Origin of the sequence: Blautia sp. AF17-9LB (assembly GCF_003479185.1) — a bacterium.
In the GTDB taxonomy this organism is placed as follows: domain Bacteria; phylum Bacillota; class Clostridia; order Lachnospirales; family Lachnospiraceae; genus Fusicatenibacter; species Fusicatenibacter saccharivorans.
In genome coordinates, this window is sequence record NZ_QUGU01000003.1 from 261,517 (window position 1) to 279,330 (window position 17,814).

A 17,814-nucleotide genomic window follows, 5' to 3' on the forward strand; every position below is an offset into this window, starting at 1 on the left:
CGATATGGAAACCACAAAACAGGTGTCAAACATTGACACAGATACAGAAGGTATGATTTTAAAGGCTGATCCGGTGGATACGGCAGATAGGAATCATATCTGTTTTTTTGCCGTTTTTTTTATCGGCAGTTGGAGTGTATTGATGTTTCTTACTGCAATACGAAAAAAGAGTAAGAAAGATATTGGGCTAAGCGCCCGAAGAAAGGATACGTCATGGATGAAAATACATTAAGTATGGCCCAAAAAATGAATCAGCTGTATCAGGAACGAGAAGAGCAATATAAAAAACGTGAAAAGCTGTTCGATGACCGTTCCAAGCAGCTGCAGTCTCTTGCAAATGCATTGGAAAAGCAGAAAAATAGCCAGGAACAGAAAGCAACAGATCTGGATAACCGGGAAAAAGAACTGGACCAGATCCAGGATGCTCTTGCAGCTAAAGTAGAGGACATGGAAAAACAGGAAACTGCTTTAAAAACCTGGGAACAGGAAACAAAAGAATCCCTGGCGAAAGCAAAGCAGGAACAGGAAAATGAGCTGCTTAAGAAACAGCAGGAACTGCAAATGGAAAAGCTGCAGGCACAGAACTTAAGTATTGAGCTGCAGGCAGAGAGGGATAACCTCAAGATGATGCAGGAAAATTTAAAACTGTATCCGGATATGTCACTTCCAACGGATAAGGAAACAGAACTGCAGGCGAAAATTGAAACATTGCAGAGCCGTCTTTCCATGGCAGAGAAAGAACGTGATTCCAAAACGGAACAGATGGAAAAATTACAGAAAGATTTTGATGCAAAGGAAGCTGAACTTGCGAACCTGCAGTTAAAAGCAGAGGATAGCAGCACTGATCCGGAAGTAGAAGAAAAGTTGCGAAAACGGAATGGAGAACTCCAAGGAAAAGTCATTGAACTAAATAAGCAGGTAAAATCTTTGCAGAGAGATCTGGATGATCAGGCAAAAGACAAGGAAGAATTACAGAGACAGCTGGAAGAAAACAGTAATCAGCCGGAAAGCCACGATTTAAGTGCAGAAGAACTGCAGAATTACTTGCTGACACTGCCAGAGTTCGAAAATGTGACAACCCGCCATAATACGGATGGAATTATTGTAGATGCGGTATGTGGCGAAAAGAATTATCATTTCCGCTTTGATTCCCTTCCATGCTATGAAATCAGTGTTCCACGCCGCGAAACCAAGAACTTAAAAGAAGTCATCTACCAGATGAACGCAGAAATGCCGGAATATAAGGCATCTTATGATGAATACGAAAAAGCGGCAGTTCTGACCGGATGGTATGACAGAAGAATTTCGGCAGAGGAGCTGGTAGAACTTACGGTAGATGCATCACGGAATTTCAAGTAAAGGAGATCGGCCATGGAAAGTATAAAGTCATTTTTGGGAAATCCATATTACTTGATGACCGCGGTGCTTGCGATCGCAGCGTTTGGTTTTGCAGCAACAGCTGGAATCAGTTTAATACAAGAGCGAAAACAGAAAAAGGAAGAAACTCAAGAAGAGCCGTTGGAAAAAAAGCTTGGGGTTGATACCAAAAAGCTGAAAAATGTTTTAAATGTTCCAGATTTAAAACGAAAAAAGAATATACCTGTCATAGAAGAGGAAAAAACGGAAAATGCGCCGGAAGAACTTTCGAATGATAAAGAAGAAGTTCCCGTGTCAAACATTGACACGGAACCGGAAGTGTTAAACCCGGCTGATGTGGCAGAATTTAAAAGCCGGATGATAGAACATTTCCGGCGAAAAGACACACTGCAGCAATCCCTTTTAGAATTGCAGGAACTTTATGAAAATGGTCCGATTCTGGAAAGGATTGAAAAGGCACTTACGTACAGCCAGCGCAGCCGTTACCGGGATTTTGAGACAACCCTTGACATTTTATTTGAGGGCATGGATGCAGAAACCCTGCGGGATGATTTACTGCGGATGGAAGTTCTGCGATACCGGAGGCTGCCTTACCGTCGAGAAAATACAACTGGCAATCTGGTATAAGGAGGGCAAACATGAATCAGATTAAAATCCAGGGTGTTTGCACCTGCGTCCCACAATTTTCCTATGAAAAAGACAGGAGAGGGAGATCAGTTCCAACATGCCGGTACATCTTGGCCGTGCAGCGACCGAAAAGTTCTTATTCCGATTACATGTACTGTGTCGCCTTTGGAGAACGGGCAATGATAACATTTCAGAGAATAAAAAAAGGAACGACAGTGTTTGTCCAGGGACATCTTCATACAGAGGAAGGCCGGGATGCCAACAATCAAAAAGTATATTTCGTCACTGTGACAGTAGATTATCAGCAGATAATTGAAAAACAAGAATTTAATGGACTGGAATTGTGTACTGGATTGCCCCAGTTTCCGGTTCTGAAACAGGAAGAAAAAGGAGGAAAATAGAGAATGCCGATTCAGTATATTATCCCGATTATAGCGATGGTAGGATGTGTTATTGCATTTTTAATTGGAAGATTTCACAAACATGATGATGATGACGATTAAAAAATGTCGTGTGAAGGATTGACACGAAAGAACAAACGAAAATAAGGCCTGCACCAAAATTTGGTGCGGGCTATTTTTAGATCAAAAAGAGGTAAAAGATATGAAAAAGCCAATCGAAGTAAAAAAGAAACTGAAAAAAGTCACGGAATATACGGCTTGCTTTGCGTTTTTGATGTTCCTGCAGGGAGTAGGTGCGCCAATGGTTTTTGCAGATGCAACGACCGCAATAAATGCGAAATTTGAAATTTTATGGAATCTGATCAGCGCTGTGGTACAATCTGTGGGTGGTGTTATTTTATTATGGCACGCATTTGAATTTGGAGCTTCCATGCAGGCACAGGAAGGCGGAGGTGCTATTACAAGATCTTTAAAAGGGATTGGCGGTGCGTTAGTTATGCTGGTTGCTCCGGTAATTACAACTGCTCTGAAGGGATAATGAAAAGGGAGGGAATATCCTCCTTTTTCTTATGGAGAAAATATGATAAATGAGATATTAGATTTTTTCAAAACGGTTTTTTCGGGAAGTGGTTTCTTTTCCCTTGGGTGCAATGTTTGGAATTCATTAATTGCATATGCGTTTGATATGCTGCAAACGAGTCCACAAAGTTTGGCAGATGGTGAACTTTGGGATGAAGGATACCGGATTTTCCTGGCACTACAGATTTTAGGTGCGACACTTGTAAGTGTTTTCTTTATGGTTAATTTTTTCAAAGAAACAACGGATATTAAACACGGAATGACCATGGAAGCAAGCATCCAGTTTTTTATCAAGCTGGCACTTGTGGATGTTGTTTTTTTAAATCTCACGAATATACTCGTTTTTTTGATTGAAATTGAACAAGCATTTTTTGGGATTATTGTTCCGGAAGATGCCGCTTCACTGGTTATAAGAGTAGGGGATGACTGGGAAATGAGTGGATCCGGACTTATTTTTGGAAATCTGTTTGGCCTTGTGTTTTTGTTTATCTGCCTGGGTGGCGCAGTTATTACATTATGGACGGTTTATAGGGTTTTCCTTAAATTGTTTTTTTATATGGCTGTTGCACCACTTGCACTTTCCACTTATGCAGGCCCACATGAAATTGGACATACCGGATCAAGCTGGGTCCGTACATTTCTTTGTGCATTGTTTGAAATGACAGGAATCATGCTAATGATGCGACTTGGAACAATTTTAATAAATGCTGGTGGGCTGTTCCCTACTGCATCAGAAGATATATTGGGCGGAATGTTGGGATCACAAGGATGGGAAGGACTTCAAGCTATTCTTGGTATCCTTATTATAACGGGATCAGTATCTGGTACGGATGCGATGGTTCGAAGAGCATTTGGATTTTAATAGTAGGAAGGACATAGCTTATGGTAAACATGAATGAAGATTTTGGTGCATATAAGGATAGCATCTGGAAAGGACTTACAGCAAGAGAGTTAGGTGTGATGGCCGTTTCTGCTGTCTCCTGTGGTATTATCATTATCTTGTTGTATTTTATACTTGGATGGAACTTATATATATCATTTTTGATTGGAACTGCTGTTGCTGCAGCTATCATTTTCAGTCAGGTATGGAAGTCACGTAGCGGGCTTTCTGCAATAGAGTTTTACCGGGCAAGAAAATACAGAAAGTCCACAGCCAAACTTGTTTGGAAAAGTGACGAATATAACCAGGCAAGAAAAAATTATTTGAAAAAAGAAAAATAATGATCGGGAAAAATCCCGACTTTTTTATATACTTGGAAAGGATGGAACAGAATGGGATTTTTTTCGAATGAGGAATTTATCCGATATAAAAAATGTACACAGCCAGTTTACCAGACACCGGCCAGTATTCAACAAATGCTGGATATTGCAGGTGTACACGAAAATGGAATATTTGAAATAGAACCGAATAACGGGGCAGGGAAAAAGCGGAGAAAATTTGATCGTGTGTATTCTTTTTCAGACTTAAACTATGTGGATCAGGACAAGCAGCAAAAAGACGGCATCCTGTTTCAACTACGGAAATTTCTAAATTCCATGGACACAGATTTCAAGATCACAATACAGTGTGAACCACGGGACGTAACAAATTTCCAGAAATCTCTGTTGCAGGATGAAAATAAAAGTGAGTATCCAGAGCTGGCCCGCTACAATAACGAAATGATTAAAAAATCTCTTGAAAAGGGACAGGAAAACGTTCGAAAACAGCGTTATTTGACTGTGAGTGCAAATTGCCGGTCAATAGAAGAAGCGGAAGGATGGTTTGATACATTCGAGCATACAGCACTTCCAATCTTTTATGCAATGGGTTCGGAATTGGTTCCTTTAAACGCTGTGCAGCGGTTTCAGAAAATCAGAAATTACTTTTTCACAGATGATGGAGAGGAAAGTTTTATTCTCCCGTTTCAGGATATGGTACAGGCCGGAAGAGATTTTCGCAATTCAATCCTTCCACATTCTGTGCGGAATCACAAAAGCTACATGGAATTTGATGAAGAGTGTATGCGGATTCTTTTTGCTGCGGTTCTGCCAACCAGATTGAATGAAGAAAAGTTGATTTTTGAACTGACAGATTTTCCGTTTTATACCTGCCTTACCATAGATACGGCATATATCCCACGGGAAGTGTTACGTGGAAAAATCAGCAACACGAATTTCTACAATGAAAATGCGATCGGGCAGGAAGTACAGGCCAATGCAAGTATGGGTAACTTCTATAGTGAGCCGTCCTATGCAAAGAAAAAGAAGCAGGCCAATCTGAAAAAATATATGGATCAGATCGAGGAAGATGATGAAAATGGCTTCTATGTAGGAATCCTGTTGGCAGTGCGTGGAGCAAATAAAGAGGAACTGGATGCAAACACGGCAGAAGTCAGACGCCGCTGCCGGAAACATTCTATACAGATTGTTCCTTACTACGATCAGCAAATTCAGGCACTGAATACGTTGCTTCCGATCGGAGCGAGGCGTGTAAATAATATGCGTTCCGTCCTGACAAGTTCTTATCTGGCATTCCAGCCATTCTATTCCTGGGATCTGATCCAGCCTGGCGGAACATGGTATGGTATAAATAAAAAAACCAGAAATCCGATCATTGGAAACCGAAAGACATTGAAAAACAGTAATGGTGTTATTTTTGGCCACACTGGTTCTGGAAAGTCCATGCTGCTGAAAATTACGGAAATCGGACAAACATTGATTAACAGTACAGATGATATTTTCCTGATTGATCCGCAGAATGAGATGAAGGGAATCACCCAGAGATTCCGCGGTCAGTATTTTGATCTTTCTGATCCGGATCTGCGCCTGAACCCTCTTGAGATTCCGGAATCTTTGCTGCAAAAGAATGCAAAGGGCCGTGAAGAATATATCCTTTCCCAGCTGCAGTATATGGAAGCATTTCTGTACAGTATCATGACCGGTATACGTCCAAACGGTATCCATAAATCGTTGATTTACCGGTGCGTTGAGGAATTATATCAGAATACGTTTTCAAAAAAGAAACCGATATCCCCGGTGCTTTCTGATTTGGAAGCAATTTTCCAGAAACAGCGGGAACCGGAAGCGCGTGATTTGTATGGATCACTGGAGGCTTATACAAAGCATAGCTTTTTGACATTGGAAGGACAAAGTACACTGTCTACCAGCAGCCGGTTTGTTGCATTTGGAATGAAAAATATCCCTGAATTGATGTGGGAACCGCTGATGATAACAATCATGCATGTTTTAACGCAGCGTTTTTCCTACAACGTTGAACAGCAAAGGGCAACGCATTTTATCGTTGACGAGGCTCAATATGTCTGCCGCCATGAGACAAGTTGTAATGAGCTGGAAAAGGCGTATCTGACGTACCGTAAACTTGGTGGTATCTGTACGATCTGTCTGCAGAACGTTTCAGCAGCAACGGCCAACCGGAAAATTATGGAGATTGTATCAAACTCCGATTTCAAGGTGCTGCTTGACCAGGCCGGTGATGATCGGAACGAATTGCTGCAGATTATGGAGTTATCACAGAAAGAGTTTGAAGCGCTTTCTGATCCGACACCGGGCCAGAGTTTGATTGTCTGGGGCGGGCATATTTTGCAGTGTGATTCGACGATTAGCCGGGACAATCCGCTGTATCATTTCTACAGTACAAACTTCCATGAAGCCGCTGCCGAAAATCGGAACGTATTTTACAGCCAGGAAGCGGATCAAGATGAACATGAAGATGATCTGGAATCCGTGTCAAAGATTGACACGGATGAAAACAGAGACTCGGTGTCAACATTTGACACTGATCCAGACAAAGAGTCTGTTGAGCTTTTAAATGGCGAAGTAGAAGAGCCAATCAGTGAAGAAGAGCTGTTCATGTACCATAAAGTACAAGAAGCTGACGAATGTGATGAATGGCTGGATTGCTATGGTGCCGGAATTTTATGCGGTGTTTCCAATAAACAGGCAGAAGAGATACTGGAATCTCTTGTGAAAAAAGGATATATCGAAAAGATCCAAGGTTGTTACCGTATGCCGGAAAACTAAAGGAAGGATAACGCATGACACCAAAAGACAAGCACACGGAAGTTGCATGGCAGGCAAAACAGCGGGAAGTTAAAACAGGATCTGTGGAAAAGACGGTACACAGTGCTACTTCTGCAATCTATACTGCGTCAGAGATACGATCTGTTATGAGCCACTCTGAAACGCAGGAAATAACAGGAAACCATATTACGCGGGAACAACAGCTGCAAAATATGCGTCTGGCGACGCAGAAATATTTGCAGCCGGAAAATCAAGTAAATACACAAAGTATCTTGCCGGAAAACACTGGACATACGGAACAGGCTGCTGTACAACCGGAAATCCTGTGGTATAAGAATGAATCAAATTATGTACCGGAACAGCCTGTATATAATGGCTCCAGTGAAAAATATGAGGCGAAAGCTGCACAGTTCCATGCACCTGTTTCAGAGACGTATAAAATACCAGAAAAACCGGACAGACAAGTTGCCCGGGAACAGCAGTTGAAAAGTATACGACTGGCAACACAGAAATATGTGCAAACAGAAGCGGGACGTTCCCATGCAGAAGAGAAGCAACAAACAACCCATTTTATTTTAAAAAGTACAGGTTCAGAACGGGAAGATAATATTGAGGCTGCATCAGAGAATCGGATTCAGGAAAATCACGGTAAAAAATATGCTGCAGCCAAGATGAGAGCTTCCATCCCGAATACTGAACAGCTGGAAATGTCGGAAAATAATGACATAAAAGAAGAAAAAAGACAAAGTATGCGTCTGGCCATGTGGAAATATCTGCGGCGGCAAGATACAGAAAACACACAGGGCATTGGAATAGAGGAGAAGCGAAACGGAAATCCGTTGTCTGGAAAACCGACACTTTTTCAACAAGAAGAGGAAGAAAGTAATACGGATGAGAGAGAAAAAAAGAAGGATTTCAGCCGGAAATATACGATTGGCAGGATACAATCATCCACAGTACAAGATTCTAAAGGGGAAGAATTATCATCCAACCAGAGTAAAACTTTCAGACAGCAGCATCAAAGTTTGAATACTGCATCCATGCTGCATGGTATGACAGCAGCGAATGTAGAAAAAGAGGTTGAAGATGATGAGCCGGATTCCCAGAATGATTTAAAAAAATCAAAAACACTTATATATCTGACAAAATTAAAAAAGAATCGAAAAAAAGAAAAAATCACGAGTAAAAATACTTCGGAAGATAGTGAAATTTCAGAAGAATCTTCAACAGAAGAGAAAAAGGAAACTCTTGGTGAAGATGAGGAGAAAACGTCCAATCAGAAGAAGGAAATAAAAAATAAGGAACATACAGAAAAAACATCTGAAAAAAATCCGGCAGAAGATAAAGATAGGCAGGAAATAAAACCGTCCCAGGCGGTAGAGGAATGGAATAAAGAAATGGATCATGCTGAGGAAGAGGACTCAGAGGATGATTCCGGAAGTAAAAAACGGAAAGCCAAAAAGAAAAATCGGAAAGAAAGTGATACAGAAAAGTCAGGAAAGAATGAAAAAGATTCTAATGACCGCAAAAGAAAAAAGGATGAAGAAAGTTCTCGTAAAGAGGGAAAAATTAGAGCATCCTTAAAATGGTTTCGGAGAACAAAGAACTTCCATACAACCGTTCAATCCCTCCGGTTATCCGGGAACGAAGAAGAGATAAAAAAAAGGGCTGATTATCAACAGCGGATGCTACTTCGGCATGGAGTCATTAATACGGCGAAAATATCCGCAGGCATCATTAAAATTATAGCATCCAATGTTTTATTGCTGCTTCCTATTATTTCGCTTTTTCTTCTTTTGAGTCTTCTGTTTCTTGGGGTAAAGGCTGAACGTCAAAGTGCTTCTTCCGCTTATGATGGAGCCTGTTATCTGGCGGCAAAATATGAATCCGGCGGAAACCCGGATCAGGTTGGTGGCGATGGCGGAAATGCATGTGGTGAATTTCAGTTCGACAATCGTTATGAGCTTGGGCCGTTTGTTCGGTGGTGCTATGAAAAAGATCCAACTACATATGGTCCGTTTGAACCATATCTTGGCATGACCACAGAACTAAAAAATAACGCCGGATTTTACGGGGCATGGCATTCGATCTGCATAGAACATAAGATTGCATTTGAGGCAGCCCAGTGCGAATACGTCTATACACAAACACTGCAGCCACTTCTTACATCACTGACAGAATATTATGGTTTTGATTTTACAAACGCGTCTGATGCTTTGAAAGGCTGCGTTCTTTCTTTTGGCAACAGAGATGGAAAATATGTTGTAAGCCTGAAAAGATATTTTGATGGAACAACATCTGCATCAACGGACCGGGAAATTATTGAAAGGGCATATGATGCCATGATCGCCCGCAGACCGAACGTATCCAGGTGGAGCTATGAGAAAGCGGATTGCCTGGCGCAGCTTGATGGGACGCTTGACATTTATGCACCATCCGAAAATGGTGCCGGTGGGATTGACTGGTCCTGGAAAAAAAGCATAGGTGCCGGAGAGTCCGGAAATGCTGCCGTGCAGGCAGCTCTGAATGCTGTAGGAAGTGGTTATTCCCAAAGCAGAAGAGATGATCCGGGATGGTATGATTGTTCTTCCCTGGTTTACCGGAGTTATGCTGCAGCTGGTATTACTTATCTGAATGGAATGGATGCAGCAAGCGAAGCAGAATGCCTGGTAAACAAAGGAATGACTGTCAGCTATGGTGAACTGCAGCCGGGAGACTTGATCTTTTATTCTTATTCGGCCAACGGAAAATACAGGAATATATCCCATGTTGCCATATATCTTGGAAATGGTGAAATGGTTCATGCTGCAGATGAATCCAGAGGGGTATGTAAACAGGCAATGTCACAATCAAATCTTTCGCCGCAATTGTATTGTCGGCCACAATAGTAGAAGGAAAATAAGATGGATAAATATGAATACATAGTGAATCTTGCAGAAAAAACAGCTAAAAGGGTTTCACAGAACCGGGAATCCTGGATGAAGTTCCTGACCTCCGCTGCACGGATTTATAAATATCCGTTTAAAGAACAGCTTCTGATTTATGCACAGAATCCGGATGCAACAGCGTGTGCTTCCATCGAGATATGGAATAAACGTATGAACTGCTGGGTAAATAAAGGATCTTCAGGAATTGCACTTCCGGATGATACTGCAACATACGGTCATAAGCTTAAATATGTATTTGATGTTTCGAATGTTCATGCTGTAAAGCCAAATGGACGTTATCCGAAGGCGTGGAAACTGCGGGAAGAACATAAAAGTGATGTACTGCATAGGCTCGAACAAATATATGGCAGTACAGACAGCACAAAACCCTTTGAAGAAAGAATTATTGAAATTTCAGATCAGCTCGCGGCGGATGCCTATACAGAACTTCAAATTGATTATCCGGATTTACAGGATAGGATAGGATTTGATAAACTGAGCGAACAGGACTTTGCTCTTTGCTTAAAAAAACTTATATCGGAAAGTGTTTCTTTTACAATTTTATCGGCTTGTGAAATAGAAATTTCCGATCATGAATTTTCATTTGATTATATCAATCAGTTTGTTTCTATTAAAACATTGTCAGTATTAGGAACAAAAATTAATGATTCTGCCAGAGGTGTTCTTGCAGAAATCGGAAAAACAGTACGCATTTATGATAAACTTCGCGAGAAAGAACAGGAAAAAGAAATCTCCAAAAAAGAACTTGCAAATGCACCACAACCGCGATATAATGCTTTAAAGCGTGAAAGTTTGCAAGAGGGTAATTCCAAAGATAAAGATAATATTGAAGGAGGAAAACAAAATGGACCTGGAATACGAACAGATGGGAGATTATCTGATTCCGAAACTGAAAGCAAATCCGGAACCGGAGGGAATGGTAACGAAATACGGACTTCTGAGGGACAAATTTCTGAGGGAGAGATACGATGGGGCGAGAACAGCAATGTTTCTGGAAGGAACGCTGAAAGCACATCTTCTCGAGATTCAGGAACAGGCAAGAGAGAGGATGGAAGTCCTGACATCCCAGATGGCGGAGAAAGAAGGAGTAAACGAACAGCTCAAAGCACAGGATCAGATGCTTTGGGTGAAGAAGATGAACAGCATCCAGAGCCGGGCGGAGGAAGTCGTACTGAAAGAACTGATTTACAGCCGACCAATTTTGTAAAACCAGAGGAATCATACACACAATTAAGTCTGTTTCCATCAGCAGAGGAACAGAGAGGATCAATTACAGCAGCGGAAGCAAGTAAAAAATATACTATGCCCGCTGCTTTCTATTTGCCGGAAACCGATCTTGAAGTAATCATCCGAAGTGGTGGCGGGCAAAAAGATAGCCGGAAACGGATTTACGCCAAATATACCGAAGGAAAAAGTACCGATGAAATAATTGCTTTCCTGAAAAAAGAATATAGTCAGGTCGGCAAAGGTTTTGAATTACACGGTCATCCAATATCTGTATGGTTTGATGAAAACGGAATGACTGCCGGTTATGGTATGCAGGCAGCGGAATCTGTAGTTACAACATTAAGCTGGGATCAAATCGAAAAGTACATTCACGCCATGATTACGTATGGCTTGTATATGGATGCGAACGAGGCAGCACTCGTAGACAAAACAGAGATGGAGAGGGTATCTTATCAGATCGGCTATTTTCTCCGTGATTGGATAGATGATGTACCGGAAGAACTTAACAGTATAGAAAAAATAGAAACTCTTCTTTCTACGCATGAAGGAAGAGAACAGCTGGAAAGCTTTTTGGAAGATGTCGATGCACGGATTTCCTATGGAGAATTAAAGCCGAAAACTGTGAAATCTCCAGGATATCTATTATCCGAAATCGCGGATCTTGACAGGGAGAGAATTCATTTTCCACTTCATGATACGGTAGATGTCAGACAGGAAGATTTCATCACACAGGACGAAATCGACTATGCCCTTTGCATTGGAAGTGGTTTTGCAGATGGAAAATTTCGAATCTACGAATATTTCATGGACCTGCATAACCAGAAAGAAAATGCAGACTTTCTGAAAAAAGAATATGGGATTGGTGGCCAATCCGGTGCGTTACCTGGCAATAGTAGTTCCAACAGTGAACATGATGCGAAAGGTATTCTCCTGGAGAAAGGAAGCCTTTTAAATCCATATACAAAAGTCCTTTTAAATTGGAATGTCGTAGAAGAAAGAATCTGCGAGCTGATTTATGCAGACAAATACTTTTCACCACAGGAAAAAGAAGAGTATAAGAATTATAAAAAAGAACAGGAAAAAAAGGCAAAAGAAGCCGAAATTACCCGGCTGAATAACGGAATCCGGTTAGAGTGCAAACAGGAGATCGAAAAACAGATTGCCGAAAAATACAATGGATTTTCCGTTCCACAAAATACGGTATCTGAAATTGTAGAAAAATACGGCATAGACTGTGTACAATTTGTTTTGGCCAATACCATTGTGCAGGCATGGAAGGAAGGTCGGTTTTCTCTAAGAAACAAAGAATGGGCGAGTTCCATCCTTACAGAAGGAGAATGGAGCAATACACTGATCTTAAACACCCACCCAACTATTTTGGATGGATTTACAAACCAAGTCAGAAACCTGCAGCATGAAAAACTGCAGCATGAAAAAGAACAGGTAGTACAGGAACAGCTTACACTGGATGGCCATCTCTGCATTCTGATTGACCAGTGGGAATCTGGAAACGTTAAATATCTGATCGGAAATTGTGTTGATGATCCGGACTTTTATTATGTTCAGTGTAAAAATCGAGTCTTTGAATTTGACCATAAGCCAGATAAAGTTGAAGTAGAGGACTATTATATCGACATTCTTGCTGAAGAAGACATTGATCGACATGAAGCGGAAGTTGGTGCCAAACTTGATGGGGAAGAACTGCAACGGTTATCCTGGCAGGTGGTACATGAGGCAGATGATGCGTTTGGAAATCCAACAAAATGGAGCGCAAGGCTTTTTTCGGATGTCTTTTTGTGGATCAACAAAGGAAATGCCGTATATTCCATTTATGATGCAGAAGGTTATCCGCCATTGGAAACTTTTGAATCTTTGGAAGATGCCATGGCATGGGCCGATGAACTTGCTGCAGATGGAAGAGACATTGAAAATTCTATTCCAGACGAAACGACGCCAGATACCGAAGAAAAACAAGAAGAAAGTAAAGCTGCACCGGATAAAAGTGCAGCTTCCAATTTTCAGATCAGTGATGACCATTTGGGGGAAGGATCTCCAAAAGAGAAATTCAGAAGGAATCTTGCTGCCATTGTGCTGCTTAACCGGATCGAATCGGAAAACAGATACGCTACAGCAGAAGAACAGCAGGTTCTCAGTCAATATATTGGATGGGGTGGACTGGCGGATGCCTTTGACGAAAGCAAACCAAACTGGTCTGAAGAATATCAGCAATTAAAGGCTGCATTATCGCCGGATGAATACCGTATGGCCAGGGAAAGCACTTTAAACGCACATTATACCAGTCCAGTGATTATCCGGCAAATTTACAGTGCTTTGGAACGAATGGGTTTTTCCAAAGGAAACGTTCTGGAACCGGCAATGGGAGTTGGAAACTTTTTGGGCATGATGCCGGACTCCATGAAAGAAAGCAACTTATATGGAGTTGAACTGGACAGTATTTCCGGACGGATTGCCAAACAGCTGTATCCACATGCCAACATACAGATATGTGGTTTTGAAAAAACTACATATCCAGATAACTTTTTTGATCTTGCCATTGGAAATGTTCCGTTTGGACAATACAAGGTGGTAGATAAGAAATACGATCGGAACAAATTCCTGATCCATGATTACTTCTTTGCAAAAACACTGGATAAAGTACGTCCCGGTGGTATTGTTGCCTTTATCACAAGCAAAGGAACACTGGACAAGTCCAATCCGGAAGTGCGGAAATACCTGGCACAACGGGCCGAGTTACTTGGTGCTGTCAGGCTTCCAAATAAAGCCTTTAAATCGAATGCAGGAACAGAAGTAACATCCGATATTTTGTTTTTGAAAAAACGGGATCATATGATTGTTTCTGATCCGGATTGGGTCTATCTTGGAAAAGATGGATCAGACATTACCATGAACAATTATTTTGTTGAACATCCAGAACAAATTGTTGGAAAAATGGAAATGGTATCCGGTCCTTATGGAATGGAAAGTACCTGCACAGCAGATGATTCGCAACCGTTTGAAGAACAATTACAGGAGTCTCTGCAAAATATCAATGGAGAATTTGATGCGATTGATCCGGAAGAGATTCTTACGGAGGACTTAGAAGAGCTACTTTCTGCAGATCCGAACGTCAAAAATTATAGCTTTACGGTTGTTGGAAAGGAAATTTATTACCGGGAAAATTCTGTTATGCGTCCTGTTGACGTTTCGGCCACAGCAAAAGAGCGGATCAAGGGAATGATCGGCATCCGGGATTGTACTCGTGCGTTAATTAATTTGCAGCTGAATGAGTATTCCGATGCAGACATTAAACAAAAGCAGGAAGAACTGAGTGCGTTGTATGATGGATATACAGCAAAATTCGGTATACTGAATTCGCGTGCAAACAGAATCGCATTTGATCAGGATTCCAGTTATTCTCTGATTTGCTCATTAGAAAACCTTGATGAAGAAGGAAATTTCAAGGAAAAGGCTGCTATATTCCAAAAGCGTACAATTAAGCAGGAGAAAGTTGTTACAAGCGTTGACACAGCCAGTGAAGCATTGACCGTATCTCTTTCAGAAAAGGCTGTTGTTGATCTTCCGTATATGAGTGAACTTTCCGGAAAAGATACCAAAGAAATTGTGGAAGAACTTCGCGGTGTCATATTTGAAGACCCAATCACCGGAAAATGGGAGACTGCAGATGAATATTTAAGCGGTAATGTCCGGGAAAAACTCAAAATTGCAACATCTTACGCAGAAACAAAACCTGAGTTTAGCATTAATGTGCAGGCACTTAAACAGATACAGCCCCAAAATCTCGATGCCTCAGAGATAGAGATCAGGATTGGTGCCACATGGATTGATCCGAAGTATATAGATGACTTCATGGGGGAAGTCTTTCAAACACCACATTATCTATTAGATCCTGGTACTGTAAAAACAAGTTTTTCGAATATAACAAGTACATGGAACATTGCCGGAAAAAATGCTGAAACTTCCCGCTCTTTTGCAAATACCACATTTGGAACCACAAGGGTAACTGCGTATAAGTTGCTGGAAGATACCTTAAATTTGAAAGACATAAAAATTTATGATACCTTTGATGAAAGGAGGGTACTGAATAAGGAAGAAACGACTATTGCAAGTCAAAAGCAGGAAAACATAAAAGAAGCGTTTAAAGACTGGATATTCCGTGATCCGGAACGAAGACAGAAGATTGTAGAAACGTATAACGAACTATTCAATTCTGTTCGTCCACGGGAATATGAAGGCTCTCATTTGACATTTCCTGGCATGACGCCAGATATTGAATTAAAGCCGCACCAGAAAAATGCAATAGCCCATATTTTATACGGCAACAATACATTACTTGCCCAGTGTGTTGGTGCTGGAAAGACATTTGAAATGATTGCTGCAGCGATGGAGAGCAAAAGACTCGGTTTATGCCAGAAATCATTATTTGTTGTCCCAAATCACCTCGTAGAACAATGGGCTTCTGATTTCCTACGGTTATATCCGGGGGCAAACATCCTTGCGGCCCGGAAAAAAGATTTTGAACCGGCAAACCGGCAAAAATTCTGTTCCAGAATTGCTACCGGAGATTATGATGCAGTTATTATCGGACATAGCCAGTTTGAAAAAATACCTCTTTCCGATGAACGACAAAAAAATACAATCATACAGCAGATTGATGAGATCGAAAAAGGACTTCGTGAAATAAAAGCAGAGAATGACGAACGTTTTACCATTAAACAGATGGAAAAGACCAAAAAGAGTCTGGAAACGCGTCTTGCCAAGCTTTATGACCAAACCAGAAAAGATCAAGTTGTAAATTTTGAAGAACTCGGTATAGACAGGCTGTTTGTGGATGAAAGCCATAACTATAAGAATCTGTTTTTGTATACCAAAATGCGCAATGTGGCAGGTATCCCGCAGACAGAAGCCCAGAAGTCCTCAGACATGTTTGCAAAATGCCAATATATGGATGAACTAACCGGCGGCAAAGGTATCACCTTTGCTACCGGAACGCCGATTTCCAACAGTATGACAGAGCTGTATACAAATATGCGTTATCTGCAGTACGGCACACTGAAAAGATTGGGAATGACACAATTTGATTCCTGGGCAGCATCATTTGGTGAAACACAAACAGCGATTGAGTTAGCTCCAGAGGGGGTTGGTTACCGTACAAAAAGAAGGTTTTCTCGCTTTTTCAATCTTCCTGAGCTAATTTCAGTATTCAAAGAAGCGGCCGACATTAAAACTGCAGATATGCTGAATCTTCCTGTTCCGGAGGCTCAATACGAAAATGTAGTTCTGAAACCAAGCGAATACCAGAAAGAAATGGTTGCATCGCTTGCTAATCGCGCTGAAGCAGTCAGAAACCAGCTTGTGTCACCTTATCAAGACAACATGTTGAGGATAACAAACGACGGCCGGAAACTTGCTCTCGATCAGCGTCTGATAAACGAAATGCTACCTGCGAATGAAAATTCAAAAGTTGCAGTGTGTGCCGAAAAATCTTATCATATCTGGGAAGAAACCACTTCAGAAAGATCTACACAGCTTATTTTTTGTGATTTATCTACGCCAAGGAAAAATAGGGATGAATCTTTTAGCGTATATGATGAGTTAAAGTCTCTCCTTATGAAAAAGGGTGTGCCGGAAGATGAGATTGCATTTATTCATGACGCCAATACAGATCAGAAAAAAGCTGAATTATTTGCTAAAGTCCGTAGCGGACAGGTTCGTTTTCTGATCGGATCTACTTCTAAAATGGGTGCTGGAACAAACGTGCAGGATCGTTTGATTGCGTTGCACCATCTTGATGTACCGTGGCGTCCATCCGATGTAGGACGGATTTTGCGGACATTCAAAATAAAAAAGAATGTGGAGGTAACAGACAATGGCAAAATCATTATTTGAGGAACTGGGCGGCAAATACGAAAGGCAAGGGGATTATTTGATACCGTGCTTAACTGTACCCGCCGAAGAAGAACAGGCAATAGGCATCTGGGGGCAACGGCATTTAGATTATCTAAAACAGTACCGTAAAGTTACATACACCAATCTTCTTACAAGCGGCAGGCTAAACGCCTACCTTGCCGACATCAACAGACAGGCACAGGAACGCTTTGAAAGGCTCATAGAGGGTATGAAACAGGCACAGGGCATAACGGAACAGCTAAAGGCAGAAAACGCCTTAGAATGGACAGGATGCCTCAATAACATAAGGGCTTGTGCGAGGGAGATTGTGGAAAAGGAAATTATTTTTGCATAAACAGATGATTAGTGGCAGGGGGAAATCCTGCCGCTTTTTCTGCTTTAGTTTGTCAGCTTGACAAATAAAGGGTTAAGGAATATAATTAGATTCAGTATTATACAAGGAGTTAATAAATATGCGGCAAGGTATTCTTAAATAAACTGTCAATTTGATAGTGGGAACAAAAAGTAGCAGTCCCGTTTCACTTTTAATATGGGGCTTAGTTTTTTGTACCCAGTTTAAGAATACTTTTATCATGTAATTTTATATGCCCGAAAACATATAAGTGTTTTGGGGCTATTGGAGTTATTTACCCAGTGATAGGAGTATTTATCACTGGGTATTTTTAGTTTGCGCGCCATGGGCGCGCTCTAACGGGTGAAAGTCCCGA

At 41.2% G+C, this 17,814-nt stretch carries 11 protein-coding genes; all 11 read left to right on the forward strand.

All coding sequences use genetic code 11. The annotated features are described in order from the left end of the window. On the forward strand, window positions 1-232 hold a 232-nt coding region (locus tag DWX00_RS19940), incomplete at its 5' end, for a hypothetical protein (RefSeq protein ID WP_207664702.1). Next, window positions 214-1,359, forward strand: coding sequence for a hypothetical protein (locus DWX00_RS05415; protein WP_118594776.1), 1,146 nt, complete (start codon window positions 214-216; stop codon window positions 1,357-1,359). The genes DWX00_RS19940 and DWX00_RS05415, both read left to right, overlap by 19 nt. A gap of 12 nt (window positions 1,360-1,371) precedes the next feature. Beyond that, window positions 1,372-2,004 carry a hypothetical protein gene (locus DWX00_RS05420; protein ID WP_118594777.1) on the forward strand — a complete coding sequence of 211 codons (633 nt, stop codon included), beginning with the start codon at window positions 1,372-1,374 and terminating at the stop codon, window positions 2,002-2,004. 11 nt (window positions 2,005-2,015) lie between these two features. After that, window positions 2,016-2,405 (forward strand): single-stranded DNA-binding protein, encoded by a 390-nt coding sequence (locus DWX00_RS05425; RefSeq protein WP_118594778.1) that lies wholly within the window; start codon window positions 2,016-2,018, stop codon window positions 2,403-2,405. A 202-nt stretch (window positions 2,406-2,607) separates the two neighbouring features. Continuing rightward, window positions 2,608-2,943 carry a hypothetical protein gene (locus tag DWX00_RS05430; RefSeq protein WP_118594779.1) on the forward strand — a complete coding sequence of 112 codons (336 nt, stop codon included), beginning with the start codon at window positions 2,608-2,610 and terminating at the stop codon, window positions 2,941-2,943. A gap of 42 nt (window positions 2,944-2,985) precedes the next feature. Next, complete coding sequence (locus DWX00_RS05435; protein ID WP_118594780.1) at window positions 2,986-3,846, forward strand: hypothetical protein; 861 nt, start codon at window positions 2,986-2,988, stop codon at window positions 3,844-3,846. 20 nt (window positions 3,847-3,866) lie between these two features. Continuing rightward, entirely contained in the window at window positions 3,867-4,205 is a 339-nt protein-coding gene (locus DWX00_RS05440; protein ID WP_117805197.1) for a PrgI family mobile element protein, read from the forward strand. A gap of 51 nt (window positions 4,206-4,256) precedes the next feature. Further along, entirely contained in the window at window positions 4,257-7,004 is a 2,748-nt protein-coding gene (locus DWX00_RS05445; RefSeq protein ID WP_118594781.1) for a VirB4-like conjugal transfer ATPase, CD1110 family, read from the forward strand. A gap of 14 nt (window positions 7,005-7,018) precedes the next feature. Continuing rightward, entirely contained in the window at window positions 7,019-9,892 is a 2,874-nt protein-coding gene (locus DWX00_RS05450) for a C40 family peptidase (RefSeq protein WP_118594782.1), read from the forward strand. 15 nt (window positions 9,893-9,907) lie between these two features. After that, the gene (locus DWX00_RS05455; protein WP_118594783.1) at window positions 9,908-17,086 is read left to right on the forward strand and encodes a DUF3849 domain-containing protein; all 7,179 of its coding nucleotides are present in this window, start codon (window positions 9,908-9,910) and stop codon (window positions 17,084-17,086) included. Further along, entirely contained in the window at window positions 17,067-17,441 is a 375-nt protein-coding gene (locus DWX00_RS05460; protein WP_001129922.1) for a TnpV protein, read from the forward strand. Before DWX00_RS05455 ends, DWX00_RS05460 begins: the two co-directional genes overlap by 20 nt. Window positions 17,442-17,814 lie beyond the last annotated feature (373 nt).

Coding starts and splice junctions, on each gene's coding strand:
- DWX00_RS05415 (WP_118594776.1), top strand. CDS start 214: ATGGATGAAAATACATTAAGTATGGCCCAAAAAATGAATCAGCTGTAT.
- DWX00_RS05420 (WP_118594777.1), top strand. CDS start 1,372: ATGGAAAGTATAAAGTCATTTTTGGGAAATCCATATTACTTGATGACC.
- DWX00_RS05425 (WP_118594778.1), top strand. CDS start 2,016: ATGAATCAGATTAAAATCCAGGGTGTTTGCACCTGCGTCCCACAATTT.
- DWX00_RS05430 (WP_118594779.1), top strand. CDS start 2,608: ATGAAAAAGCCAATCGAAGTAAAAAAGAAACTGAAAAAAGTCACGGAA.
- DWX00_RS05435 (WP_118594780.1), top strand. CDS start 2,986: ATGATAAATGAGATATTAGATTTTTTCAAAACGGTTTTTTCGGGAAGT.
- DWX00_RS05440 (WP_117805197.1), top strand. CDS start 3,867: ATGGTAAACATGAATGAAGATTTTGGTGCATATAAGGATAGCATCTGG.
- DWX00_RS05445 (WP_118594781.1), top strand. CDS start 4,257: ATGGGATTTTTTTCGAATGAGGAATTTATCCGATATAAAAAATGTACA.
- DWX00_RS05450 (WP_118594782.1), top strand. CDS start 7,019: ATGACACCAAAAGACAAGCACACGGAAGTTGCATGGCAGGCAAAACAG.
- DWX00_RS05455 (WP_118594783.1), top strand. CDS start 9,908: ATGGATAAATATGAATACATAGTGAATCTTGCAGAAAAAACAGCTAAA.
- DWX00_RS05460 (WP_001129922.1), top strand. CDS start 17,067: ATGGCAAAATCATTATTTGAGGAACTGGGCGGCAAATACGAAAGGCAA.